Below are 25,877 nucleotides of genomic sequence, written 5' to 3' on the forward strand. Positions count from 1 at the left end.
GAATTATTATTTAAATTCAATTCCTAGAGCAAAAATTTGTTTTATACACACAAATATGCATAACAATCATTACCAATACTCCCAAAAATTCGCCTAGAGTGAACCCAATAAATAGACTTAAAAATCCAAAGCCAAGATGATACATAAAATACGCTGTTAACGGGCCGGTGATCGCAACTATACTATTCGATAATGTCGTTATCTTTTCCAGCCCTATAATAACACTTGATTGATTATCGATATAGACAGCTAAAGATGTAGCAACAACAGAAAAACATATTAGATCTACATACATCTGCTTAAATACCACTTTTTCACCTAAAAAGCTAGATATAACCATCAAGCCGTAACTATGGAATATGTATAGACCTAAAACCAAGCAAACAATCATTAAAATAAAAAATTTTTTATGATGCTCAATTAACATTCCATTTCTATAGGCTTTAAATGCATCTGGCATAATGAATTTATTGACCATATTAGGTATGGCCATTATAGTGGAAACGATAGTTTTCATGATATTTAATAATGCAAGTTCACTACCTGACACAAGAAAACCAATAACTACTTGCCCTACATATGCATATACACTACCTATTGCACCATTAGCATAGAAATACTTAGCACCGATTACATCTAATTTTACTTTTTCAAAATTTAATTTGATTTTATACGTCTTATTCGCCAGAGCAAATGATATGACAGCAGGTAATATCAAACTGCAAGCCATAATTATATTATAGTAATTGGCATCACTTTCATCTTTTACAAGAATAAAAAGAAAAAGCAATACTAACGCCCTAATAATAAACGTCCTAAAAAATATGACCCTATAGTCTTGTTTGGCTTGAAAAAGCCACTCTACATTCATGAAGGAAAAGAAGGTTATCAATGTATATAATAAATAAAGTGGCGTTAATAGCTCCAGCACTGTAATCAAAAAAACTTGGAATATAGTAGCGATAAATGACATTATAAACTGGAAAGATACTATACGACTAAAAACTGACTCCTCTACAATTTTTTTGTCAACTTCTATCGCGTGACTAAAGAGGCGTAATGCGTATGGATTTATTGCCAAGATAAATAAAAATGAAAATAGCTGATGAAAAAGTGCAGCATGTAAATTTTTTCCGTATAATTCAGGTCCGACAGTTTGCAACACATAGGGTAACGTAACTAGCGGGAAAATAGCATTTTGAATTGTATTTAAAATACCATAGGAAAGATTAATTTGTTTTTTCATCAATGATCTTGGCCAACTTGTCGCTGATAGATTTCCAATCAAAATTAGATATACCAAAATCCATTTGCTTTTTTCCTAGTGAGGGATCACTTTCGGCGGCAGATTTTAATACATCTGCAAATGATTCAACGGTCTGCTCTTTTGCGATAAAACCGAGTGTCCCCATATTTGTTACATCTGCTACACCACCAACATCAGTGGCGGCGATAATGCAACCATGAGCAACAGCCTCAGGTAAAACGAGCGCAAATCCTTCCCAGCGGGAACTTAAAGCAAAAATCTTTGCTTTACGCATATAAGCGAATAACTGCTCTCTATTTAAGTGCCCCGTTAGACTTATCATTTTATTATCTTTTCCGATATGTTCGTAAGTTCTTTCTCTTATATAATTGACAAGCTCTTCATCATAACTACCTGCAAGAATGAGTTGCCAACCTTCCAGCCATAGTCTTGAGGTAAAGTAAGCATCAACAAGTAATCTTGTGTTTTTTTCATAGGATTCTAATCGTCCGGCGGTAAAAATTATTTTTTCTTTTTTATCTATATTCTCATGCTTATTTATTTCAATTAATCCATCATCTAAAAATACACCGTTAGGTATTAAATATGTTCTATCAGCTACACAAGCTACTTGCTTTAAGAAATGATATGCCTCATGTGTTTCCGCACTAAACATGTCAACTTGACCCAGCAAGTAATCCCTAATCCTACCCTTATATTTATTTGATTTTGTAAATATTTCCTTTGCAACATTAGATCTAATATCCAACTTGATATATATAAATGACTTAGGAAAGATCATCTTGATTATACTTGATAATAAAATTGTATTCCTATGTAGATGATAAAAATTCAATACCACCTTGTCATAAGTTTTGGATAATTTTGATATGAATTTTATGATTTTAATTACATCATAATTTGCTATATCTAAAGAGATGTTACCGGTCTCTTTATCTGTACCCAATGGAATATTTTTCACCCTTTCAAAAACATTATCACTCAATGTGACTAATTTATTTGAGATAATAAAGCCATCATAGCCATGATAAACACTCATGTATCTTGATATTAAACCAACATCCTTGTAGGCTAAGGCATCACTAAACAAAGGAAATATAGTGACAAATGCTTTCTTCATTTTAATTTATCTCTTAAATCACATCGAAATATAATCGAATAAGGCTTGTACTTTAATAGCCATTCTTAGAATATGAATTGATAGAATCATTTATATTATGCAAACATTTTTCGGTTGGTCTTTCATATAGAAGAGAAATGACATCATCACTTAAACCCTGTAAATATAGGTTTTCAAGATCAAGTGATGAAGCAATTTCCCTTTCCTTCTCCGTTAATCTAAATCCTATTATTTTAGCTGGATTACCGCCAACAATTGCATATTCAGGAAATGATTTTGTTACGACACTACCAGCTCCTACGACAACGCCTCGCCCAAGTCTAACACCCGATAAAATTACTGCGCCAAAGCCGATCCATACATCATCATCAACAATGATCGCTCCTTTAGACTGAGCATCTAATTCTGGAGTCAATTGTTTAAATTTTGAATAAATAGGGTAGGTCAAAAAACCATTTAAATGATGATTCCCACCAAGCAAAAAGCAGACATTTTCTGCTATAGATACAAAACTACCTATACTGAGTCGTTCTTTATTTGCACCCCACTGTTTAATAATTAAAGCGCCATAAGATTCACGACCAACAGTAACTACTCTAGGATCAAAGATATTAACAGCAATTGTTCTATTATGAGTATTAAGCGAACGCCACTTTCTTCTAAAAGAACGTAATTCTATATACGACTGAACTCTATCAAGTAAGGACATTTCCATCACCACGCTTTTCAAAACAATTCTGATAAATGCAAAAAACTCGCATCTTGATCTTTATTAGATAGATTTATTTGCTCTTTAATTGGCCACTCAATATCTAGTTGAGGATCATTCCACCGTATTGAACCTTCACTCTGTGGAGCATAGTAATTAGTAGTTTTATACAAAAACTCTGCACTCTCACTCAATGTCAGAAAACCATGGGCAAACCCTTCCGGGATCCACAACTGTCGCTTGTTTTCACCTGACAGGTTAACCCCAACCCATTGCCCGAAGGTCGGTGAGCTTTTGCGGATATCTACCGCCACATCAAATACTTCACCGGCTACACAACGCACCAGCTTGCCTTGGGCATGCGGCGGCAACTGATAGTGCAACCCACGCAACACCCCTTTCGACGATTTGGAGTGATTATCCTGCACAAAATGAACCGGATATCCTACCGCCTCTTCAAACAACTTGTGGTTGAAACTCTCGAAGAAAAAACCACGCTCATCACCAAATACTTTTGGCTCAAAAATAAGCACGTCAGGAATCGCTGTCTTGATTACATTCATCTGTCTATCCGCATTCAATTCAATCTTTCTGGAGAGACTATCTTTCCTCCCCCCATACCACATCAGGCTTTGGCAACCATTTTTAGCAAATATTGGCCATACGCATTCTTTGCCAACGGAGCTGCAAGTTCACACACCTGCTCGGCAGTAATAAACTTCTGGCGATAGGCAATCTCTTCCGGACAGGCCACCTTCAACCCCTGACGGGTCTCAATAGTCTGAATAAAGTTGCTCGCTTCAATCAGGCTTTCATGGGTACCGGTATCCAACCAGGCATAACCACGGCCCATCATGGCCACCGACAGATTGCCTTGCTCCAGGTAGATACGGTTCACATCGGTAATTTCCAGCTCACCACGGGGCGATGGCTTCAGGCTCTTGGCGATCTCCACCACGCTATTGTCGTAGAAATAGAGGCCGGTGACCGCATAGTTGCTCTTGGGCTCCAGTGGCTTCTCTTCTAAAGAGATAGCGGTACCCTCTTTATCAAATTCAACCACCCCATAACGCTCGGGGTCATGCACATGATAGGCAAAGACGGTAGCGCCGCTCTCTTTGGCCGCTGCCGTCGCCAACTGTTTCTGCAGATCGTGGCCGTAGAAAATGTTGTCACCCAGCACCAGCGCACAGGGGTGTGACCCGATGAACTCTTCACCCAAAATAAAGGCTTGTGCCAACCCGTCCGGGCTTGGCTGCACCTTGTATTGCAAGTTAAGGCCCCACTGACTGCCATCACCCAGCAGTTGCTCAAAACGGGGGGTATCTTGCGGCGTGCTGATGATCAAAATATCCCGAATACCGGCCAACATCAGGGTGCTGAGCGGGTAGTAGATCATCGGCTTGTCATAGATGGGCAGCAGCTGCTTGCTCACCGCCATGGTCACAGGATAGAGACGGGTGCCTGAGCCACCGGCCAGAATAATGCCTTTGCGTTTGGTCATGATGTTTGTTTCTTATTTTTAAAATGCAAAAGAAAAGGGTGGCTTGCGGCCACACCTTTCTGTTTTATCCCTGCCAGCCAAGGACGCATTCAATAAATTCCTGGCCAGTAATTTACTTACCGAGGATCTCGGTCAACATCCGCTCCACACCGACGGTCCACTCCGGCAGCACCAGATCAAAGGTGCGCTGGAATTTGCCGGTATCAAGGCGGGAGTTATGGGGGCGTTTGGCCGGAGTCGGGAAGGCGCTGGTCGGAACTGCATTGAGCTGCGTCACCGCCAGTTCAACCCCGGCCTCTCTGGCTTTGGCAAACACCAGCTGGGCGTAGTCAAACCAGGTTGTGGTACCAGAGGCAATCAGATGGTACAACCCGGCGACCTCGGGTCTACTCTGCACCACACGGATCGCATGGGCGGTGCAATCGGCCAGCAACTCGGCGCCAGTCGGGGCGCCGAACTGGTCATTGATGACTGACATCTCGCTACGCTCTTTGCCAAAGCGCAGCATGGTCTTGGCAAAGTTGGCACCGCGGGCGGCGTAAACCCAGCTGGTGCGGAAGATCAGGTGACGGGAACAAAGCGCGGCCCCTTGCTCACCCGCCAGCTTGGTTTCGCCATAGACGTTGAGCGGGGCGGTGGCATCGGTTTCCACCCAGGGGCGCTCACCGCTGCCATCAAACACATAGTCGGTGGAGTAATGCACCAGCCAGGCACCCAATGCTTCCGCTTCTTTGGCGATAGCGGCCACGCTGGTTGCGTTGAGCAGCTCGGCAAACTCACGCTCGCTCTCTGCTTTATCCACTGCGGTATGGGCCGCTGCGTTGACAATCACGTCCGGCTTGACCAGGCGTACCGTTTCGGCCACCCCTGCCGGGTTGCTGAAATCACCGCAATAGTCGGTGGAGTCAAAATCAACGGCAGTGATGCAGCCCAGCGGCGCCAGTGCGCGTTGCAGCTCCCAGCCTACCTGACCGTTTTTGCCAAACAGCAGAATATGCATCAGGCACGCTCCCCATCGTTCTGTTCAATCGCGAAATAGTGCTGCTCAATCCAGGATTGGTAGGCGCCGCTCTTGACGTTGCTGACCCACTGCTGGTTATCCAGATACCACTGCACGGTTTTGCGAATGCCAGACTCGAACGTTTCTTGCGGTTGCCAAGCAAGCTCACTGCTCATCTTGGTCGCATCGATCGCATAGCGACGATCGTGACCGGGACGATCCGCTACATAGGTGATTTGCTCACGATAAGAGCCCGCCTTCGGCACCATCTCGTCAAGCAGATCACACACGGTATGCACCACATCCAGGTTCTGCTTCTCGTTATGGCCGCCGATGTTGTAGGTTTCCCCGACCACACCAGTAGTCACCACCTTATAGAGCGCGCGAGCGTGATCTTCCACATAGAGCCAGTCACGGATCTGGTCGCCCTTGCCGTAGACAGGTAATGGCTTGCCATCCAGCGCGTTGAGGATGACCAGCGGGATCAACTTCTCGGGGAAGTGGTACGGGCCGTAGTTGTTGGAGCAGTTGGTGACCATGGTGGGCAGGCCGTAGGTGCGGCGCCAGGCGCGCACCAGATGGTCACTGGAAGCCTTGGAGGCAGAATAGGGGCTGCTGGGGGCGTAGGGGGTGGTTTCGGTAAAGAGCGGCAATGCCTCACCGGCAGCCACTTCATCCGGATGGGGCAGATCACCATATACCTCGTCGGTGGAGATATGGTGGAAGCGGAAGGCCGCCTTGCGCGCCTCGTCCAGACCATTCCAGTAAGCGCGAGCCGCTTCCAGCAACATATAGGTGCCGACGATATTGGTCTCGATAAAGTCAGCTGGCCCTGTAATGGAGCGGTCAACATGGCTCTCGGCGGCCAGATGCATCACGGCATCCGGCTGGTGCAGGGCAAACACCCGATCCAGCTCGGCACGGTTGCAGATATCCACCTGCTCAAACACATAACGCTCGCTTGACGATACATCGGCCAAGGATTCCAGATTGCCGGCATAGGTAAGTTTATCGAGATTGATAACGGAATCTTGGGTATCACGGATAATATGGCGCACAACGGCAGAGCCGATAAAGCCTGCGCCACCAGTAACGAGTATTTTCATTCTCTTTATTAGGCCATGTTGAAGTTAAATACAAATTTATGAAAGATAAAATAAACAATGAATAATATATCTCTTAGTCTCAGTTTGGCAAAACCTAGATAAGGGTCAATTACTGTTGTTACTTACTTGATTTTTACTGCTCTTTATCCAACGTCCCACTCGCCATGCATAGTTAAGAGATAGGGTATAACCTGCAAACAACCCCAAGTAGATAACCATCATTAACCACTCAGGTAATTTTGCCATTTCAGCCAAAATGCCCATGAAAACTATGCCAAGGTTGGTGACAACCATTAGCAACAATGCCTCACGATGAGTAAATCCGGCATGCAACAAGATATGATGGAGGTGATTACGGTCAGCCTTGAGTGGGGATTGACCTTTACGAATACGCCGAATCATAATTCCGACCATGTCGATCAGCGGCAATCCCATCAGCCACAGGGCCATTACAGGCCTGAATGCTGGGTGTTGTTGAGTGACTTGTGAACCATAAATGACTAAAAAGCCGATTATAAAGCCCAAAAACATTGAGCCTGCGTCACCCATAAAAATTTTGTGTTTAAAGGGGGGGATGGTGAGGTTCATCGCCAGATAGGGTACCAATGCAATCGCGATTACCAAACAGAAGTTGGCCATATCGGGCATGGTATTGCTGAACAAAGTAGCTAAGCCGACCAAGCTGATCCCGGCCATTGAGCCAGCGAGGCCATCAATGCCATCCATCATGTTAAAGGCGTTAACCGCTGCACAAACAGCAAGTACAGCAACAACCCCCCCCCCCCAAGGCAGGCTAATATTACCCAGCCCCACTAAGTCACCAAAGTGGTGTAGACCCACACCTGTGGATAAACATAACACAACTATAAGGAATGCCTGCAAACCTAAACGCAGCCTTGGTGAAATATCAAGTGCATCATCTACCGCACCAATCACCACCATAGCTCCTGCACAAAATAATAACATAACCAGCGTAAGTGAAAGAGGCATAGTAATAAATACACTTAGATATACACCTATACTCACTGCAAGCCCCCCAATCAACGGGATAGCCCCCACGTGCTGTTTACGCTGATTGGGAAGGTCAACAAGTTGCAACTTACCTGCGATTGGCCGTAAAAACACGATCGCTATTGCAGTGCCAAGAAAGGCAATAATACCTGACATCTCCATTATTTGATTCCTGTTTTATCCCTTCACTTGCACACAAGCTATATCCTAGCTAGCCTGCACACATTTTATCTATTATTAACAAATTCAATCATTCATCCGTTGAATTTTTGTTTTCCACAATTATTAACGTCATCATCAAGAATTAACCTTTTTCTTGACCGTTTAAACTAACCAGTGACAGGCCTTACAAACAAACACAAGAACAAAAATATGAAAAGGTTGTTACAAAACACCTAATTACATAAAAAAACTTAAAACACTGGTAAATTTCAACTACAAAAACCGTGCGGCATGAATAGTCAAAAAAACAAAGACATGGCTACCGCACTGGGTTGCAGCCCCCAGTTCGCTGATTTTAACCACATTGTTCAAGCTGTTGGTCATCATGTCCTCCAGCATTTAATTGTACTTTGGCGGCGTACATCACTAGACGAAATCACAAATCTATAACGCCATTGCACACCACAAAGACCCGATTTAGGCTAGGATTCTAGCTCGTATCCCCCCCAGATGAACAGCAAAAATTTCCTCATTGGGGGTCAATTTGAAGCTGAACACGAGGCCGATCACAACCAGCTCGAGCGCCCTGCGACTTATTTCAACAATCGGTAACACGAACCTCTCGGCAAGCTCAGAAAACAGGGCAACCCATGAGGTTGCCCTGCTTGATTGTCAGCCAAACCAAAGCTGACTGGCGATTTATTAGCCTCTGTTCAAATTAGCTCAACCTGCATGCCATCAGTCACCTTTTGACTCAACTGCTGCAGCCATGCTCGCCTCTTTGCTTTGGTGGCTAGTGAAGTAACGCATCACCAACACAAAGAAGAGCGGTACGAAGAAGATGGCCAGCACGGTGGCACTGATCATCCCCCCCATCACGCCGGTACCGATGGCGTTGCGGCTGCTGGCACCTGCGCCGGAGCTGATCACCAGCGGCAGCACCCCGAGGATAAAGGCGAGCGAGGTCATCAGGATCGGACGCAGACGCAGGCGTGCCGCCTCCACCACCGCCTCACCCAAGCTCATCCCCTTGTCGTAGAGCTCTTTGGCAAATTCCACGATCAAAATCGCGTTTTTTGCCGACAAGCCTATGGTGGTGAGCAGACCAACCTGGAAGTAGACGTCGTTCTCCAATCCGCGAAGGGTGGCAGCCACAATGGCCCCCAGAACCCCGAGCGGTACTACCAGCATCACCGAGAACGGAATGCTCCAGCTCTCGTAGAGGGCTGCCAGACAGAGGAACACCACCAACAAGGAGATGGCGTAGAGCGCAGGTGCCTGTGAACCGGCCTGACGCTCCTGGAAGGAGAGCCCGGTCCACTCGATACCCACCCCTTCCGGTAGCTGTTTCACCATCTGCTCGATGGCGGCCATCGCATCACCGGTACTCTTGCCGGGCGCCGCCTCACCGACGATCTCCATCGCCGGTACGCCGTTGTAACGCTCAAGACGCGGTGAGCCGAAGCTCCACTCGGTGCTGGCAAAGGCGGAGAAGGGCACCATCTGACCGGCACTGTTGCGTACATACCAGAGTTTCAGATCTTCCGGGTTCATCCGGAAGGGGGCATCCGCCTGCATATAGACCTTCTTGATCCGGCCACGGTCAACGAAATCATTGACGTAGGACGATCCCCAAGCGGTAGCCAGGGTGTTGTTGATATCCGCGATGGATAGCCCCTGCGCCAGCGCCTTCTCATAGTCGATCTTGATATCGAGCTGCGGCGTATCTTCCATCCCGTTCGGGCGTACCCGCACCAGGGTGGGATCCTGCGCCGCCATGCCGAGCAGCTGGTTACGTGCCGCCATCAGCTTGTCGTGACCGATACCGCCGCGATCCTGCAGGAAGAAGTCAAAACCGGTCGCCGTACCCAGCTCCGGGATCGGAGGCAGGTTAAAGGCGAACACTTGCGCCTCCTTGATGCTGAACAGATAGCCCATGGCGCGGCCGATAATGGCATTGGCGCTGCGATCCGGGCTCTTGCGCTCGCTCCAGTCCTTGAGCTTGATAAAGGCCATCCCCGCGTTCTGGCCACTACCGGCGAAGCTGAAGCCGGATACGGTCAGCACAGAATCGACGTTCTCCTTCTCGTTTTTCAGGAAGTAGTCGCGCATGTCCGCCAGCACCACCTCGGTACGCTGCTTGGTCGCCCCCACCGGCAGTTGCACCATGGACATGATGACCCCCTGATCCTCTTCCGGCAGGAAGGAGGTGGGCATCCGCATAAAGAGCACTGCCAGTACCGCCAGCATGGCACCGTAGATCAGGCTGTAGCGCACGCCCTGTTTGATCACCTTGCGCACACCGCTCTGATAGCGATTGGTACCGGCATCAAAGGCGCGGTTGAACCAGCCAAAGAAGCCGCGCTTGGCACCAAACTCGCCATGTTTCATCGGCTTGAGCAGGGTGGCACAGAGCGCCGGTGTCAGGATCAACGCCACCAGCACCGACAGCACCATGGCCGAGACGATGGTCAGCGAGAACTGGCGATAGATGGCGCCGGTCGAGCCGCCGAAGAAGGCCATCGGCACGAACACGGCGGAGAGCACCAAGGCAATCCCCACCAGCGCACCAGTGATCTGGGTCATCGACTTGCGGGTCGCTTCCAGCGGGGAGAGATCCTCCTCACTCATCAGCCGCTCCACGTTCTCCACCACCACGATGGCGTCATCCACCAGCAGGCCGATGGCCAGCACCATACCGAACATGGTGAGGGTGTTGATGGAGAAGCCGAACGCCGCCATCACCCCGAAGGTACCGAGCAGCACCACAGGCACCGCAATGGTCGGGATAAGGGTGGCGCGGAAGTTCTGCAAGAACAGATACATGACGCAGAACACCAGGAAGATCGCCTCGATCAGGGTCTGCACCACCTCCTCGATGGAGATCTTCACAAACGGCGTGGTGTCGTAGGGGTAGACGATCTCCATGTTGGCCGGGAAGTAATCCGACAGCTCATTGAGCTTGGCACGCACCTTCTCGGCGGTATCCAGCGCGTTGGCACCGGTCGCCAGCTTGATGGCGACCGCGGCGGTAGACTGGCCGTTGTAGAGCGCATCGGCGTCATAGCTTTCGCCCGCCAGCTCGACCCGGGCCACATCTTTCAGCCGTACCTTGGAGCCATCCTGATTCACCCGCAGCAGGATGTCGTTGAACTGCTCCACGGTAGATAGGCGGGTCTGACCCATGATGGTGGCGGTGAACTGCTGATCTTCCACCGATGGTGTGCCACCCAGCTTGCCAAACGCTACCTGGGCGTTCTGCGCCTTGATGGCCGCCTGCACATCACCTGGGGTCATCTGCACCCGGTTGAGCTTGTTGGGATCGAGCCAGACCCGCATCGAGTACTGGCTGCCGAACAAGGTGATATCCCCTACCCCGTCCAGACGACTCAGGGGCTCCTTGATGTTGGAGACCACATAATCCGCCAGATCGTCGTTGTTCATCGAACCATCGCTGGAGATGAAGGCCGCGACCATCAGGAAGCTACTGGAGGTCTTCTGAACCCGGATCCCCTGCTGCTGAACCTCTTGTGGCAGCAGCGACATCGCCTGCTGCAGCTTGTTCTGCACCTGCACCTGGGCGATATCGGGATCGGTCCCCGGCTGGAAGGTGAGGGTCACCGACACCCTCCCCGCGGAGTCAGACTGGGAGGACATGTAGAGCAGGTGATCCAGCCCGGTCATGTTCTGTTCGATGATCTGGGTCACCGAGTCTTCCACCGTTTTGGCGGATGCGCCCGGATAGCTGGCGGAAATACCGACAGCGGGCGGCGCAATGCTCGGATACTGGGCGACCGGCAACTTGATGATGGCTAGGCTGCCCGCCAGCATGATCACCAGCGCGATCACCCAGGCAAAAATGGGTCTGTCTATAAAAAATCGAGCCATGAAGCGACTACTCCATCCTACTTGTTGGCCGGGGTGTTGGACGCAGCTTGAGCAGACGCTGCATCAGCACCCTGCTCGGCGGGATTGACCACGGCGCCCGGTCGTACTTTCTGCAAGCCAGCCACGATCACCCGCTCGCCGGAGGTGAGCCCTGACTCCACCACCCAGTTGCTGCCAACGACCCGGCTCAGCTGCACGTTGCGCAGCTCCACCTTGTTGTCAGCGGTTACCACCATCACGGTGGCACCGCCATTGGGGGTGCGAGTCACGGCCGTTTGCGGCACCAGCAGCCCTTGCGCCCGCTCACCTTCTTGCAGGGTGGCGCGCATAAACATGCCGGGCAGCAGCAGCTGGTGAGGGTTGGGCACAATCACCCGCAGGGTCACCATGCCGGAGGTCTCATCCACGGTCACATCGGAGAACTGCAACGAGCCCTCTTCGCCGTAAGTGGAGCCATCTTCCAGCTGGAAGGTCACCTTGGCCCCCTTCTGCTCGTCCTGGGTCAGCTTACCCTCGGCGACCAGTCGCTTGAGGCGCAGCAGATCGGCGGTGGACTGACGCACATCCACATACATGGGATCGAGCTGCTGAATGGCGGTCAGGCTGTCAGCCTGCTGGGCGGTCACCAGCGCCCCCTCTGTCACCGCGGATTTACCTATGCGGCCACTGATGGGGGCGGTGATGCGGGTGTAACCGAGATTGATCTCGGCAGTGCGCAGGGCCGCCTTGCTCGCCATGATCTCCGCCTTGGCCTGCTTCCAGCTGGCGTCGGCGTCGTCATAGTCCTGACGGCTGATGGATTTGACCTTGAGCAGCTCCTGATAGCGCTGCGCCTTGAGGCGGGCACTCTGCTCGTTGGCCTCGGCCTTGGCCAGATTGGCCTTGGCGCTGGCGACTGCCGCCTGATAGACAGCCGGATCGATCTGATAGAGCAGATCGCCCGCCTTCACATCGCTTCCCTCGGTAAAGAGGCGCTTGAGGATGATGCCGCTCACTTGCGGACGCACTTCGGCCACCCGCAACGGGGCGCTGCGGCCGGTCAACTCGGTGGTCAACATCAGCGGACCGCTCTGCAGGGTCACCACGTTGACCGCCGCGGGGGGCATGTCGCCCTGTCCCTGAGGTGCGCCCCCCTTGTCACCACAACCTGCCAGCAAGCCTGTAGCCAGCAAGGCAAGACCAACTGAACGAGCAAGAATATGTTTATGCATGAAACACCTGAGCCTTTGCCAGTCAATGAACAATCAGGGCCGCATGGGCCCTGTTGGTAAATAGTCGAAAGATGAGGCAATATACATACATTCATAAATGTATGTAAGTGACTTTTTGCTTGCATGAGGCACAAATTTCGATGGCCAGACGAACCAAAGAAGAGGCGCAGCAAACCCGCTGCCACATCATGAGCACGGCGCTGGATCTGTTCTGCTCTCAGGGCCTGGCCAAGACCAGCCTGACCGACATCGCCAGGGCGGCAGACCTGACCCGCGGGGCCATCTATTGGCACTTCAAGAACAAGGATGAACTCTTCATTTCGCTCTGGCAGGAGCTCTGCAGCCCCCTTGCCCACCAGCTCGACGCCTGCCTCAATCCAGATGAGCCGGATCCGCTGGGGCAACTGCGCCTCTTCTTCGAAGGGGTGCTCTACAGCTTCGTTCACAATCCGGCCCAGCGGCAGATGTTCACCATCCTGTTCAATCTCGAATCGCTGGAGGGGGAAGCCATCTCACTGCGCGAGCATATCCGCAGCCAGTCTGCCAACTTCTTCCGGGACTTGGAGACCACCCTGGCCAACGCGGTACGGCGGGGCCAACTGCCCGCCAACCTCAACCTGCAGCGCGCCGCCACCCTGCTCCACTGCACTCTGGATGGTTACATCATCAACTGGCTCCACTTTCCGGGGCGGATCGACCTGCAGAGCGAATCAGCCTTCCTGATAGAGAGCATGTTCACCATGCTGGCCCAACCCCACGGGCCTGCCTGTGGTCGCTAACCGGCTCCGGCAACGTCCTCACATCCAAATCGGGGACTGACCGCACGTTTTGGCAGTCAGGCCCCGATTTGTTACCCTGTGCGCCCCCTGCTTGAGGTAACCCCTGTGCCACACTCTGACGCCATCCCCGCTTCCCGGCCATTTAACGACCAGCACGCCCACGTTCGAGCTGCCTTTGTGGCGTGTCTCAAACCCGGTGCTCACCTGCTCAATGGTCAATGCGGTATGGGGGAGGATCTGTGCTGGCTGCGTGCAGAAGGGTATGTGGTCACTGCCTGTGAAGCGGTACTGGCCGACGCCAAAGTCGCCTCGCAGCAATCCGGGCAAGCAGTGCGGGTCTGCCCACTGGCGAAGATGCACTCGGTGCTCCCTTACGATGGCATCTGGTTAAGCCGCCAGCTTGATAGCGACGCAGCCACTCTTGTCCCCCTGTTGCAACAGCTGGCGACCCTGCTCAAAGCGGGTGCTCTGCTCTGCTTCCCCCTGCCGCCAAGCGGCAAGATAAGTCACGCTCAGCTACAGCAACTGATCACCACATCCGGGATAGCGCTGCAACTGGCGCCGATGGAAACCGTATCAGCCAGTACGTCAGATTCCTCAAGTCAAAACGCCAATCAGTACGTCATGTTGCTGCGTGGCGATCATCAGGCCACCTAACAGGCTAATTCATCACGGATTTTCCAGTTCAACGTCAAGCCGACAGCTAGTCGGCGATCTTGGCTTTCGACAATATTTAACTCGGCGTTAACGCAGAAAAGGCAGACATAACACGGCTTACGTGTTAAAAAGTGTGATTAATATCAAATTTTAATAACAAAACAGACAATACAACCAACTCCGGATTTCCTTATGAAACTTGTCCTGAAACTCATTGCTGGCATCCTTGCCGGTCTCTTGCTCGGTCTCTACGCCCCTGAGTGGGTGGCGCGCGTGCTGTTTACGGCCAAGACAGTGATAGGTCAGCTGATCACCTTCACCATTCCGCTCATCATTCTGTTCTTTATCATGAGCGGCATCGCCAGCCTGCCGAAAAACTCCGGCAAGCTGCTGGGCAAAACCGTGGCCCTCTCCTACTGCTCCACCATTCTGGCGGGGCTGTTCGCCTTTACCGTGGCGAGCCACCTGATCCCGCAGTTCACCACCGCCGCCGAGCCCACCACGGCCACGGCTATCAAGCTCGCCTCCTACGTCAATCTGGAGATACCACCGCTGTTTGGCGTGATGTCGGCACTGGCCGCTGCCTTCGTGTTCGGCATCGGCATCAGCGCCACCCAGGCCACCGATCTGCGCCGGGTCGCCGATCAGGGTCGTGACATCATCGACCGCCTGCTGGCCAAGGTGATCATTCCGCTGCTGCCGTTCTATATCGCGGGCGTCTTTGTCGAGATGACGGTAGAAGGCACCGTATTCGCCACCCTGAAAACCTTCGGCGTGGTACTGGTGATGGCCATCCTGATGCACTGGATCTGGCTCTCCGTGCTGTTCGTGGGTACCGGTCTGGCCCTTGGCCGCTCACCGGCCCAGCTCATCAAGAACATGCTGCCCGCCTACTTCACCGCGCTGGGGACCATGTCGAGCGCCGCCACCATTCCGGTCGCCCTGCAATCGAGCAAGAACAACGGCGTGAGCGACGGTATCGCCAACTTTACCGTGCCGCTGTGTGCCACCATTCACCTCTGTGGCTCCACCATTACCCTGGTCACCTGCGCCACCGCGGTGATGTTCCTCTCCGAGCATCTGGCCATTCCGGGCATCGAGACCATGCTCCCCTTCATCATGATGCTGGGTGTCATCATGATCGCCGCACCGGGCGCGCCAGGTGGTGGCGTGATGTCGGCGCTGGGCCTGCTCACCTCCATGCTCGGCTTTGGTGAAGCCTCCATCGCCCTGATGATCGCCCTCTATCTGGCGCAGGACAGCTTCGGCACCGCCTGCAACGTCACCGGTGACGGCGTGATCGCCCTGTGGGCGGATCGCTTCGCCAACGGTAGCGAGAACGCAGCTCCAGTGGCCGAGGCCGAACAGGCGTAAGCTCGCCGGGATAGCTCGACCATCCTCTGCAAAACCGCAGGCCCGAACCTCTGTTCGGGCCTGCGTCGTTTCTGCCACCTTCACTGCTTTTGTACGTATTCCTCCTCCCCCTCTTTACCCCTCTCTGCCGTGAACAGCACTGGCGCAGCTCTCTACATCCGACAAAATTATTGGCATATGCCACATATGAGCGTATAAATGGCTTATGCCAATTAGGAGCCACCATGCCAAGACCCAAGATTGCCCGCCAGATCTGTGGCCGCCCCGCCAACAGCTGCTTCAAACCCAACGGCCACCCCATGCATCAGCTGGAACAGGTCACGCTGGCCCCTGATGAGTTCGAGGCACTGCGCCTCGTCGACCTTCAAGGAATGCAGCAGCAGGAGGCCGCCCTGGTGATGGGGGTCTCCCGTCAGACCCTGGCCAATATCCTGAAAAAAGGGCGCTACAAGGTGGTGGAGTGTCTGAGTCTGGGCAAGGCATTGATGATGCAACCCGCCGAGCCCGACCACCCAACCAGTGGAGAAGAGCCGACATGAATGCTGTCACAACCATGACCACCACCCTCTGCAACAGCGCCCTGATGCTGAGTCAGGGGCTGCTGGCTGGCCACTTTACCCGTGCCGAGCAGCTGCAAATTCTTAACCCCGAAGGGAACGTCATCGCCACCCTGACCAACCCTGCCGCAGCCGAAGGCTGCCACGGCAAGCAAGCGCTGCTCGACGCCCTCGCCCATCATCAGGTGGGTCAGGTGGTGGTGCGCAATATCGGCGAGCGGATGCTAAGTCGCCTGCTGGCGGTCAATATCCGGGTGCTGCAATGCCGCTCTGCCCGCCTGCCGCTGCCCGCGCTGCTGGCCCCCGCCAATCTGCAACCTCTCACCGAGGCCAGTCAGGGCCGTCCGTCTCGCCGTCATCAGAGCAAATCGGCGATCCGTGCCATCCAGCCCATCGGAGCAGGCCACAGCCATGCGAATTGTCACGGTGGTTGCAACAATGGCTCCGATCACTGTTGCGCCAGTAGTAGCAATCAGGCAGAGAGCCCACTGCAAGGCCATACTTGTTGTCACGGCAGTGAAGGCGCCAACCAGCAGGGCGGTTGCTGCCATCATCACTGATGCCATCGCTGTGCATGTCATCACCATCAAGGAGAAGAGATCATGTCCATCTGGTTGTTGAGCCTGCTCGCCTCGTTCGTGTTGATCCTGGCCATGGGCACCATCATCTGGTGGCGCCAATATCAGCTTGCCCAGAAACGGGAAGATAAAGAGGTGCGCCCCTGTGGCTGCTCCAGCGCCTGCGCGGATCACCTCTATCAAATCAGCGAGCCGACGCCCAAAAAGTAACCTGACCGCAGCCGCCCTAGCCGCAGATACAAGGTCGGCAAAATAAGGGCGCATAAATAGAAAGTCGCATAAAAGAGAGGGGGCACCTGCTGGTGCCCCCTCTCTATTTATTTCTCGTCATGCTTGTTCCGCCACTTTGCCCTTACGCGCATCACACGTGCTCAACAAGGCTCTGCGCCGCTGGCCGCCACGCTCGCAGAGCAGGCCGGATCCTGATACTGCTGATAGATGGCATAAAACTCGGCCTTGTTGTGCAGGGCCGCGGCGACACAGGCGGGATCAAACTGGCTGCCGGCATGCTCCTCCAGATAGGCAAACGCCGTCTCGAACGGCCATGCCTTCTTGTAGGGGCGCTCGCTGGTCAGGGCATCAAACACGTCGGCCACCGTCACGATGCGTGCCGCCAGCGGGATCGCCTCACCCGCCAGCCCCAGCGGATAGCCAGTGCCGTCAAAGCGTTCGTGATGGCTGGCGATGATATTGGTCAGCATATCGGTATGGTGAATGCCATCGAGACCAAACTCGTTGATCATCAGACTGATCATCTCCCGCCCCTTGCCGGGGTGGATCTTCATGATCTCGAACTCTTCCGGGGTCAGCTTGCCCGGCTTGAGCAAAATGGCATCCGGCACCGCGATCTTGCCGATGTCGTGCAGCTCGGAGAAGAGGTAGATAAACTCCACCTCCTCATCGCTCAGCCCGCAAGTCGGGGCCAGCGTCTTGGCGATCAGCCGGGAGTAGGCCGACATCCGGTGCAGATGGTTGGCGGTCTCCTCATCCCGATAACGGCTGAACTCCCGCGCCGTGGTCAGCGCGCCGCCAAGGGTCTGGATGGAGAAAAACTCCACCGCAATGATGGCCGAGAGCGCCTGGGCATAGGCCGACAGCTCGCTGCGGATCGGCTCCTCGAAGTATCCCGGCTCCATAGCATCACAAAACAGAAAGCCAAACAGCTTGCTGTTGAACAGCAGCGGCTCGGTATAGCTGGAGGCATAACCAGCCTCCAGTACCTTGCGGCTATGCTCCGATGCAGAGCCACGCAGGGCATCGAGATTGCCGAGCACCCGGGGCTGCTTGTGCTCCGCCAGATAACTCAGGGAGGGGACATCGCTCAGCTTCACCTCATACTGCACCAGCGGCGAGGGCCCCTCTGTGCTGTGGGCAAAGGTCTTGAGCTGATCGGTATGGGGATCGTAAATCGCGATGGCCACCCGACTCAGCTTGTCAAAGCGCTGCCTGAGCGTGGCATGTACGCTTTGCATTTTTTCGCCAAATGAACTTTCCATCGCCTTCTCCAACGGGACCCCGTGATGGAAGTATAGTGACTCCCTTTGAAGCTCTCCCCGCCACAGCGTCAAAATTGACAGAAAAATCAACAAAGCAGCTTCCTCACAACAAGCCTGCATGGCAGAGGCAATAGCCCTACCAAGGGCGAGCCATCACCGGCTGCTGGTGCGGCCCAATCTTGCCTGGTCGGAGATATTGTTCGGTTCTGCCATGCTGGCTGTATAGTTTTTGGTTAACCATTCCGGTAAAATCCGCGCCCTTAAAGAAGAGCCACCTAAGAGTGATTGAGCGATGTCCAACACAAAACAGGCCCCCAAAGTAGGATTCGTCTCCTTGGGTTGCCCCAAAAACCTGGTCGATTCAGAACGCATCCTGACCCAGCTGCGTACCGAAGGGTACGATGTGGTGCCCAGCTATGACGATGCCGAGCTGGTCGTCGTCAACACCTGCGGCTTTATCGACAGCGCGGTGCAAGAGTCGCTGGAAGCGATCGGCGAAGCGCTGGCCGAGAATGGCAAGGTGATCGTCACCGGTTGCCTCGGCGCCAAAGAGAATCAGATCCGCGAGATCCACCCCAAGGTGCTCGAGATCACCGGCCCCCACGCCTATGAAGAGGTGCTGGGTCACGTCCACAAATATGTGGAGAAACCGCAGCACAACCCCTTCACCAGTCTGGTTCCGGCCCATGGCGTCAAGCTGACCCCGCGCCACTACGCCTATCTGAAGATTTCCGAGGGCTGCAACCACCGCTGCACCTTCTGCATCATCCCCTCCATGCGCGGGGATCTGGTGAGCCGCCCCATCGGCGACGTGCTGGCGGAAGCCAAGCGCCTGAAAGAGGCGGGCGTGAAGGAGCTGCTGGTGATCTCCCAGGACACCTCCGCCTACGGCGTCGATGTGAAGCACCGCACCGGTTTCTACGACGGCATGCCGGTCAAGACCAGCATGGTTGCCCTGTGCGAAGAGCTGGCCAAGCTCGATATCTGGGTGCGCCTGCACTACGTCTACCCCTACCCGCACGTAGATGACGTCATCCCGCTGATGCGCGATGGCAAGATCCTGCCCTACCTCGACATCCCGCTGCAGCACGCCAGCCCGCGCATCCTGAAACTGATGAAGCGCCCGGGTTCGGTCGAGCGTACCCTGGAGCGGATCCAGAAATGGCGCGAGATCTGCCCACAGATCACCCTGCGCTCCACCTTTATCGTCGGCTTCCCGGGCGAGACCGAGGAAGATTTCCAGATGCTGCTGGACTTTATCGACAAGGCGGAGCTGGATCGCGTCGGCTGCTTCAAATACAGCCCGGTCGAAGGGGCACTGGCCAACGAGCTGCCGGATCCGGTACCGGAAGAGATTCAGGAAGAGCGCTTCCAGCGCTTTATGGAGCTGCAACAGCAGGTCTCCATCCGCAAGCTGGCCCGTAAAGTGGGTCAGGAGATGACCGTTATCATCGACGAAGTGGACGAAGAGGGCGCCACTGGCCGCTCCTTCGCCGATGCGCCGGAGATCGACGGTCTGGTCTACCTCAACGGCGAAACCGGCCTCAAGCCGGGGGACATGGTCAAGGTGCGGATCGACGAATCCGACGAATATGACCTGTGGGCCAGCCTGATCAGCTAATTGAGGCCTTACCAGCCAAATGAAAAAGCGCCTGCGGGCGCTTTTTTATTGGCTCAATGTCGCAGGCAAAACCGCTGGCCTAGCTCAAATCATGGAGCGCCTTGCCAAGGGGCGGCGTGAGGCGCAAGTCAGAGAATCGCACCGCCAGCCCCTGCCGCTCCGGCGTGCAGCACATCACCCCGATAAAGCAGCGTTCGCTTGGCGGGAACGGGGCGAGGCGCAGCAGCGGCCACACCTTGCCATCGGTGGAGTATTGCAAACGCAGGCAATCGGCCAGCCGGGTCAGCCGCAGCCAGAAGCGCTGCGGATTACCGCTGAAAATACCGGTGGCCCAGTCAGAGCGCGGATTGGTCAGCACGCTGCCGATCATCGGCTGGGCATCGTTGTACTCGATCCCCGCTTTCAGCCAGTGCGCCTCGTCTTGTAGCAGCATCAGCCCCGCCTGATCGTAGAGGGTGGTGAACTCCCCCTCGACGCAGACCTGAAAGGTAAACTCCCCTGCCACCTCGCAACCATAGAGATGGCCGCTGTGGCGCTCGAAGCCATACCAGGTACTGCGCCAAAAATCGGTCTGCTGATCCGTTACCACCTGCAAACCGTCGTTTGTCTGGTGCCACTCGGCCGGTTCATTGAGCCAGCGCCATTGCGTCCCTTCCATCATCTCGTTCAACTCCTGTTGTTTCGCCAACTTGCCACCAGCGACCCGCTTACTTGTCCTGTTTGAAGAGGATGGCGGTGAAGTGGCTCTCTTTGGTGCGCGGGAAGTAGCGATCCTTGTAGCACTGCTGCTCACTGCTCTCGCAATGCACCCCGTTGCTCAGGGTGTAGCTGCCAGGGTCGGCCCCCTGCAGGTTCTTCTGCAAACGGCTGGCCGCCTGCTCCCCGAGATGGGCGCGGGTCAGGCCGATGGAGATCCCCTGCGGATTGGCGCAATAGCCGCCCTTCTTGTCGCACACCACCTTGGCGGCGGGAGAGAAAACGGCCGGAGCCGCGTGAACGCCCCCGATTAGCAGCAGCGCCACCAGCGCAGCCGAGCGTTTGAACATGGTGTTACCTTGATAAACCTTGCAAATCAGGGCGTTAATTTATCACTCTGCTTCCGTGATGGCCAATTTCCAGCCGCCCCATAAGCCGGTTACCGCGCAAAGCCCAAAACGAGGCTTGGCGCCAAGCGGGCCGCCACCGCCGCGAGGCTGGCTTATCGCGAGGCGAACATGTGTAATAGCCGCCTGTACACGTCAGTCAAAGAGTCCGCCATGCAACTCAAACCCCTTCTCAAGGGGCGCTTTCAGCCCCACTGGCAGGCCAGCCACGATCTGATCGAACAGGTGGTCATCTCCTGCATCATTGAGCGGTGCCTGATCCCCGAGGGGGAGCCCCTGATGCGTCAGGGGGAGCTATTGCGGGATCTGGTGCTGGTGCCAAGCGGGCGCATCGCCATGGGCCACACCGCCATGAATGGCCGCCGCTTTCAGCTCGGCACCCTTGAGTGCGACAACCAGCTGTTTGGCGAGATGGAGTTCTTCACCGGCTACCGCTGCCAGCTCGACATCATCGCCGAGGAGCCGCTGGAAGTGGCCCGCATCGATGGCGAGCAGCTGGAACAGGCGCTGGTCGCCCACCCCAAGGTGGCGCTCTTCTTTGCCACCGCCATTGCCATCGACTATCAGGACACGGTGGATATCTTCACCTGCCGCATGCTCTACCCCATCAGCTACAACATCGCCCTCGACCTCTATCACAGCCACTGCCACGACAACCCGGTGAGCGGCTTTCGCAAGGGATATCAGGAGGCGGAACGCTTCGGCACCACGGATCGAGTCTACCGGCGGGCGGTGAAGGAGCTGATGGATAAAGGACTGGTGGAGCGCGGCGAAGAGGGGTTGCAGATCCGCGATCTGGCTGGGCTCAAGGCCTTTCTGGACCAGCCATAACCAGTGGGCATCAGTCGCCAGCTGAACAGCAACAAAAAAGAGGGGCGGTCGATACCGCCCCTCTTGCTGTTTACTCTCCCGCTCAGGCCAGACAAGGCTGGGGCCGAGCCATGCGCAGCGATGCTACCAGCATGGCGAGGATCACGCCATAGATAAGCGGGATGGCGTACATCACCGCCTGCAAGCCGATCACCTGCTCGAACATGGCGCTGATGGCCGGACTGAACATGGCCCCCGCGCTGCCGCTGATGAGGATGTAGGAGACGTTCTTGCTCGACGCCTGACGCACAAACGACACCCCGTAGGCGATAAAGGCGTTGTAGAGCGCCGCGCAAACAAAGCCGTAACCGTAAGTGAGGTAAGGCAGCTGGCTCAGGTTGTCAGTGGTGACGATAAGCGCCGTCATCCCCATCGCCAGCGTGATGATCACCAAGAGGAAAGTGCGGATCGCAACGCGGGTCACGATGGCGGTCGAGACCAGCGCGCCGAGCAGGGCCGCCGTCCAGTACTGGGTGATGATATTGCCCGCCTCCTCGAAGGGGATGCCGAACTTGTTCTTCACGAACATGGGCGCCCAAGTGAGGAAGGTGTAGAGCGCCAGCATGCCCAGAAAGAGCCCAAGCCCGCCGCTGATGATGCCGAGGTTCCACTCCGAGTGCTCGTTGCCAGCGCTCTCGCCGCCCGCCTCGCAGCTGCGGAAGTTGGTCAGCACCGCCACCAGCATGGTCGCCAGCGCCACCACACCCACCGCCAGATAGCTCCAGCTCCACGCCATGGCGTGAGTCAGGGTGTAGGTAGTGATAAGCGGGAAGACCACCCCGGCCACGTTGAAGGTGGCATCCTGCACCACCAGCATGGTGCTCTGCATTCGCGCCTGCCAGACGCTCACCACCAGCGTCCCCGCAATGCAGAGCCCCACCCCGCCGCACAGGCCGATCACCGTCATGGCCGTCATCACCACATAGAGCGAGCCGGTCAGATGGAGCGAAGCCGCCGCCAGCGCGATCAGGCCATAGCAGAGCAGCGTCATCCGCTTGAGGCCCACCTTCTCGATGAGGAAGAAGGCGGCAATGGTGCCCGCCAGCGCCCCGCCGTTGAGCAGGGAGAAGATGGAGGCCACCTGATTGACGTCGGCGCCGAACTTGGCGGCGATGGGGTCAATCAGCATGCCGAACTGGGTCGCAAAACCGGCCATCACGAAGTTGGCTAGGAAGCTGATGGCAGTGAGGGAGAGCTTATTGTTCATATTGGATCTCTCATAAGGTCAGGGTGCGTGCAGGGTTGGGCGGGCTGCGGCGCTTACAGCGCGGTGTGCAGCGCCAGCTCGATCATCTGGTTGAAGGAGAGTTGCCGCTCCTCGGCAGTAGTCTCTTCACCGGTCAGGCAGTGGTCGGAGACAGTCAGGATGGCGAGCGCCTCGATCCCCTGCTGATGGGCCAGCCCGTAGAGACCGGCCACCTCCATGTCGATGCCGAGCACGCCGAACTTCTCCAGCGCCGGAATGAGGTTTTCGTCCGGATCGTAATAGAGGTCGCCGGTGAAGATATTGCCCACCTTGACCGGAATGGCCTTCTCCTGCGCCTTGGTAAAGGCCTTGTGCAGCAGGGCGAAGTCGGCCGAGGTGGCCATCTGGTAACCGGCGCTGCGCTTGGCGTTGGTCGGGGAGTCGGTGCCCGCCGCCTGCGCCAGAATGACGTCACGCATCTGCACGTGGCGCTGGGTCGCCCCCAGACTGCCGATGCGGATGATCCGCTTGACCCCGAAGTCGTTCACCAGCTCGTGGGCGTAGAGCACCATGGAGGGGATCCCCATGCCGTGGCCCATCACCGAGATGCGCTGGCCGTTGTAGTAGCCGGTGTAGCCCAGCATATTGCGCACATTGGTCACCTCGCGCGCATCGGTCAGAAAGGTCTCGGCGATATAGCGGGCCCGCAGCGGGTCCCCCGGCATGATGACGGTCTCGGCGAAATCGCCCGGGTTGGCATTGATATGAGCGGTCATTATTGTTGTGCTCCAGTTTGACTCGTGTGGATGAGGGCATCCTAGCCCCCGCCCCCTCGCCCCTTGCAGGACAAAAGTCCTGTTGCCCCGATCGAGATCCCAGTTCCGGCAACTTCTCCGGGGCCACCCCGCTTGCCCGCCTTCGCAGCCGTTTGTCCGCCCCGCACAATCCAACCCCTGCCCTTGCTGCAAGCTCGCATCACCCGCTTAGAGATAACGCCCCTGCGCCCCAAAAGCGCGGGGGGCCTGATGGCCCCCCGCAAACACACCGGATGAGAAGATGCCTTACTTGGCGGCGCTATCCTTCACGCACTTCTGGACAAAGCTGTTCTTGGCCGCGCCAGCCAGCTTCTTGTCGGCCGCCGCCTTCTCGCACTTGGCCGCCGGATCGATCGCCGCGCCCGTCTTCACGCACTTCTGGATAAAGCTGTTCTTGGCCGCACCGGCCAGCTTCTTGTCGGCGGCCGCCTTCTCGCACTCGCCGGTCGCAGCGCCAGCGGCATCTTTCACGCACTTACCGACAAAGCTGGTCTTGACGGCGCCGTTAAGCTTTTTGGCTGCGGCCTGCGCCTCGCACTGCAACTGGGCTGTGTCGTTGGCAAAGACCGGATTGGCCAGCAGCACGCTGCCGCAGAGCAGGCCGAACAGGATGGTACGCTTCATGGGAGATCTCCTCTCTATCTGGTGATGTGTTTGCATGGTCATATTTGCATGACGGTGTGTTGCAAATGGCTGTGATTGCAACAGCTGATTGTTGCCCCAGATCCCCCGCCTCGCCAGCTTGGGAGCGGAGCACAGGGCAACTATCGCCCGCACTATAGCGCCAATTGGCCGCGCGGGATTATCCCCACCAACCCCTCCTCAACGGCAAGCCAGCCACCCTATTCCAACCCACGCCCGCCAACCCCAATAAAATCAAGGGCCATGGGAATCCAGTGCCCGGTCAGGGCGATTTGTTGAGCCAGCGCAAAAAAGGCTATTTTTCTGATAGTTACGTCATTTTTTGACTGGCACGACCAGATTCGATTGGCTTAACATAGCCATCCGGTGCCTATTCATCTGCGATGGGCTGCTACCCTCGCTGGTTAATGGAGCATTTTGGAAGCTGTAATCCACGGGCGGTAGCGTAGAGTTTTGTGAAGCGGCGAAAATCAAATACAATCCCTGCCTTTTAAGGCCTTACATAAATACAAAACCCTATCGATATAACACTAATCAATTATCTGTGTAAGTTTACACTTAGGATATAAACATGGAACTAAGTACACTAATTTCAATCATAAAAAATAAGAAATCCATTTTGTTCTGTGGAGCCGGATTTTCATATGGGGCAAAAAACATTAATAAAACATCACCATTAGACTCAAGAAGTCTATCGATGTATTTATCAAAAGAATCTAATGTAGGAGAAAGTGAAGATTTGTATTACACATCTGAGCTCTATATTGATAAGTTCGGCCCATCTAAGATAATTGAAAAATTAAAAAATGAATACACAATATCAGAGATTGCAGAACATCATAAAAAAATATGTAGTTTACCGTGGAAGAGAATATACACTACAAATTATGACAATATAATAGAGCAATCCTGTGTAGCTAATGGAGTTGTAATTGACAGTGCTAGCATATCAGACACAACATCTGAATTCTTTAATAACAATCTATTGTGTTTACATATAAATGGTTCTATATCATCTTTATCAAGAGAGTCACTGCACTCTAGTTTCAAGCTAACAGATTCATCATATATAACTGCTGACCCGTTTCACAATTCACCTTGGTTCCCTATATTCAAGAGAGATCTTGACAAAGCGGAGGCAATTGTTTTCATCGGATACTCACTATATGATTTCGAAATAAAAAAAATTACTAAAAGATAATGATATATATAGAAATAAAA

The 25,877-nt window shown here is 54.0% G+C and carries 25 protein-coding genes; 9 read left to right on the forward strand and 16 right to left on the reverse strand.

Features of this window, described 5'->3' with window-relative positions; translation table 11 throughout:
* Nucleotides 1–16: 16 nt before the first annotated feature.
* The 10 genes from ACTG2U_RS06455 to ACTG2U_RS06500 all read right to left on the reverse strand — a co-directional run bounded on the left by ACTG2U_RS06455 (nt 17) and on the right by ACTG2U_RS06500 (nt 12,978).
* A complete protein-coding gene (locus ACTG2U_RS06455) occupies nt 17–1,246 on the reverse strand; it encodes an oligosaccharide flippase family protein (RefSeq protein ID WP_439974237.1) in 1,230 nt (409 codons plus the stop codon).
* Nucleotides 1,230–2,387, reverse strand: coding sequence for a glycosyltransferase family 4 protein (locus ACTG2U_RS06460; RefSeq protein WP_439974238.1), 1,158 nt, complete (start codon nt 2,385–2,387; stop codon nt 1,230–1,232). The genes ACTG2U_RS06455 and ACTG2U_RS06460 overlap by 17 nt, the downstream gene beginning before the upstream one ends.
* A gap of 52 nt (nt 2,388–2,439) precedes the next feature.
* Nucleotides 2,440–3,096, reverse strand: coding sequence for a DapH/DapD/GlmU-related protein (locus tag ACTG2U_RS06465; protein WP_439974239.1), 657 nt, complete (start codon nt 3,094–3,096; stop codon nt 2,440–2,442).
* Nucleotides 3,097–3,113: 17 nt separating this feature from the next.
* Nucleotides 3,114–3,659: a dTDP-4-dehydrorhamnose 3,5-epimerase gene (gene rfbC / locus ACTG2U_RS06470; protein WP_439974240.1), complete on the reverse strand. Its 546-nt coding sequence runs from the start codon at nt 3,657–3,659 to the stop codon at nt 3,114–3,116.
* A 62-nt stretch (nt 3,660–3,721) separates the two neighbouring features.
* A complete protein-coding gene (rfbA, locus tag ACTG2U_RS06475) occupies nt 3,722–4,600 on the reverse strand; it encodes a glucose-1-phosphate thymidylyltransferase RfbA (RefSeq protein WP_439974241.1) in 879 nt (292 codons plus the stop codon).
* A gap of 112 nt (nt 4,601–4,712) precedes the next feature.
* Nucleotides 4,713–5,600, reverse strand: a complete 888-nt coding sequence (gene rfbD / locus ACTG2U_RS06480) for a dTDP-4-dehydrorhamnose reductase (RefSeq protein ID WP_439974242.1) — start codon at nt 5,598–5,600, stop codon at nt 4,713–4,715.
* Nucleotides 5,600–6,706, reverse strand: a complete 1,107-nt coding sequence (gene rfbB / locus ACTG2U_RS06485; RefSeq protein WP_439974243.1) for a dTDP-glucose 4,6-dehydratase — start codon at nt 6,704–6,706, stop codon at nt 5,600–5,602. Before rfbB ends, rfbD begins: the two co-directional genes overlap by 1 nt.
* Nucleotides 6,707–6,811: 105 nt before the next feature.
* Nucleotides 6,812–7,879 (reverse strand): UDP-N-acetylglucosamine--undecaprenyl-phosphate N-acetylglucosaminephosphotransferase, encoded by a 1,068-nt coding sequence (gene wecA, locus ACTG2U_RS06490; RefSeq protein WP_439844658.1) that lies wholly within the window; start codon nt 7,877–7,879, stop codon nt 6,812–6,814.
* 738 nt (nt 7,880–8,617) lie between these two features.
* Nucleotides 8,618–11,767, reverse strand: coding sequence for an efflux RND transporter permease subunit (locus tag ACTG2U_RS06495; protein WP_439974244.1), 3,150 nt, complete (start codon nt 11,765–11,767; stop codon nt 8,618–8,620).
* A gap of 17 nt (nt 11,768–11,784) precedes the next feature.
* Nucleotides 11,785–12,978: an efflux RND transporter periplasmic adaptor subunit gene (locus ACTG2U_RS06500; protein ID WP_199428315.1), complete on the reverse strand. Its 1,194-nt coding sequence runs from the start codon at nt 12,976–12,978 to the stop codon at nt 11,785–11,787.
* Between the two features lie 140 nt (nt 12,979–13,118).
* On the opposite strand from ACTG2U_RS06500, the gene ACTG2U_RS06505 reads away from it, so the two are divergent.
* From ACTG2U_RS06505 to ACTG2U_RS06530, 6 genes are all read left to right on the forward strand, one after another.
* A complete protein-coding gene (locus tag ACTG2U_RS06505) occupies nt 13,119–13,757 on the forward strand; it encodes a TetR family transcriptional regulator (RefSeq protein ID WP_439974245.1) in 639 nt (212 codons plus the stop codon).
* A gap of 105 nt (nt 13,758–13,862) precedes the next feature.
* On the forward strand, nt 13,863–14,414 hold the full coding sequence (locus tag ACTG2U_RS06510; protein WP_439974246.1) for a hypothetical protein: 552 nt from the start codon (nt 13,863–13,865) through the stop codon (nt 14,412–14,414).
* A gap of 192 nt (nt 14,415–14,606) precedes the next feature.
* Nucleotides 14,607–15,788 (forward strand): dicarboxylate/amino acid:cation symporter, encoded by a 1,182-nt coding sequence (locus tag ACTG2U_RS06515; protein WP_139477220.1) that lies wholly within the window; start codon nt 14,607–14,609, stop codon nt 15,786–15,788.
* A gap of 224 nt (nt 15,789–16,012) precedes the next feature.
* Nucleotides 16,013–16,327, forward strand: coding sequence for a DUF134 domain-containing protein (locus ACTG2U_RS06520; RefSeq protein ID WP_270660065.1), 315 nt, complete (start codon nt 16,013–16,015; stop codon nt 16,325–16,327).
* Nucleotides 16,324–16,905, forward strand: coding sequence for a NifB/NifX family molybdenum-iron cluster-binding protein (locus ACTG2U_RS06525; RefSeq protein WP_270660063.1), 582 nt, complete (start codon nt 16,324–16,326; stop codon nt 16,903–16,905). The genes ACTG2U_RS06520 and ACTG2U_RS06525 overlap by 4 nt, the downstream gene beginning before the upstream one ends.
* A gap of 42 nt (nt 16,906–16,947) precedes the next feature.
* Nucleotides 16,948–17,133, forward strand: coding sequence for a hypothetical protein (locus ACTG2U_RS06530; RefSeq protein ID WP_005338109.1), 186 nt, complete (start codon nt 16,948–16,950; stop codon nt 17,131–17,133).
* A 161-nt stretch (nt 17,134–17,294) separates the two neighbouring features.
* Here the strand turns inward: ACTG2U_RS06530 and ACTG2U_RS06535 are convergent, their stop codons facing one another.
* Nucleotides 17,295–18,419, reverse strand: a complete 1,125-nt coding sequence (locus ACTG2U_RS06535) for an HD-GYP domain-containing protein (protein WP_075115686.1) — start codon at nt 18,417–18,419, stop codon at nt 17,295–17,297.
* 292 nt (nt 18,420–18,711) lie between these two features.
* Here ACTG2U_RS06535 and rimO point away from each other — a divergent pair, with 292 nt between their 5' ends.
* Nucleotides 18,712–20,040 (forward strand): 30S ribosomal protein S12 methylthiotransferase RimO, encoded by a 1,329-nt coding sequence (gene rimO, locus ACTG2U_RS06540; RefSeq protein WP_075115685.1) that lies wholly within the window; start codon nt 18,712–18,714, stop codon nt 20,038–20,040.
* Nucleotides 20,041–20,119: 79 nt separating this feature from the next.
* On the opposite strand, the gene ACTG2U_RS06545 is transcribed toward rimO, so the two are convergent.
* Nucleotides 20,120–20,701, reverse strand: coding sequence for a DUF1349 domain-containing protein (locus ACTG2U_RS06545; protein WP_439975112.1), 582 nt, complete (start codon nt 20,699–20,701; stop codon nt 20,120–20,122).
* Nucleotides 20,702–20,747: 46 nt separating this feature from the next.
* A complete protein-coding gene (locus tag ACTG2U_RS06550) occupies nt 20,748–21,086 on the reverse strand; it encodes a YcgJ family protein (RefSeq protein ID WP_323906292.1) in 339 nt (112 codons plus the stop codon).
* Between the two features lie 210 nt (nt 21,087–21,296).
* Between ACTG2U_RS06550 and ACTG2U_RS06555 the strand changes: the two genes are divergently transcribed.
* Nucleotides 21,297–21,974 carry a Crp/Fnr family transcriptional regulator gene (locus ACTG2U_RS06555; RefSeq protein WP_257124591.1) on the forward strand — a complete coding sequence of 226 codons (678 nt, stop codon included), beginning with the start codon at nt 21,297–21,299 and terminating at the stop codon, nt 21,972–21,974.
* Between the two features lie 82 nt (nt 21,975–22,056).
* Here the strand turns inward: ACTG2U_RS06555 and tsgA are convergent, their stop codons facing one another.
* From tsgA to ACTG2U_RS06570, 3 genes are all read right to left on the reverse strand, one after another.
* Nucleotides 22,057–23,220, reverse strand: coding sequence for an MFS transporter TsgA (tsgA, locus tag ACTG2U_RS06560; protein ID WP_439974247.1), 1,164 nt, complete (start codon nt 23,218–23,220; stop codon nt 22,057–22,059).
* A 53-nt stretch (nt 23,221–23,273) separates the two neighbouring features.
* The gene (gene deoD / locus ACTG2U_RS06565) at nt 23,274–23,975 is read right to left on the reverse strand and encodes a purine-nucleoside phosphorylase (protein WP_005303072.1); all 702 of its coding nucleotides are present in this window, start codon (nt 23,973–23,975) and stop codon (nt 23,274–23,276) included.
* A gap of 285 nt (nt 23,976–24,260) precedes the next feature.
* Nucleotides 24,261–24,638, reverse strand: a complete 378-nt coding sequence (locus tag ACTG2U_RS06570) for a hypothetical protein (protein WP_439974248.1) — start codon at nt 24,636–24,638, stop codon at nt 24,261–24,263.
* 589 nt (nt 24,639–25,227) lie between these two features.
* Here ACTG2U_RS06570 and ACTG2U_RS06575 point away from each other — a divergent pair.
* Nucleotides 25,228–25,857, forward strand: a complete 630-nt coding sequence (locus ACTG2U_RS06575; protein WP_439974249.1) for an SIR2 family protein — start codon at nt 25,228–25,230, stop codon at nt 25,855–25,857.
* The last annotated feature ends 20 nt before the right edge of the window (nt 25,858–25,877 follow it).

The organism is Aeromonas sp. 95A, assembly GCF_051919235.1.
Classification (GTDB): Bacteria; Pseudomonadota; Gammaproteobacteria; order Enterobacterales; family Aeromonadaceae; genus Aeromonas; species Aeromonas veronii.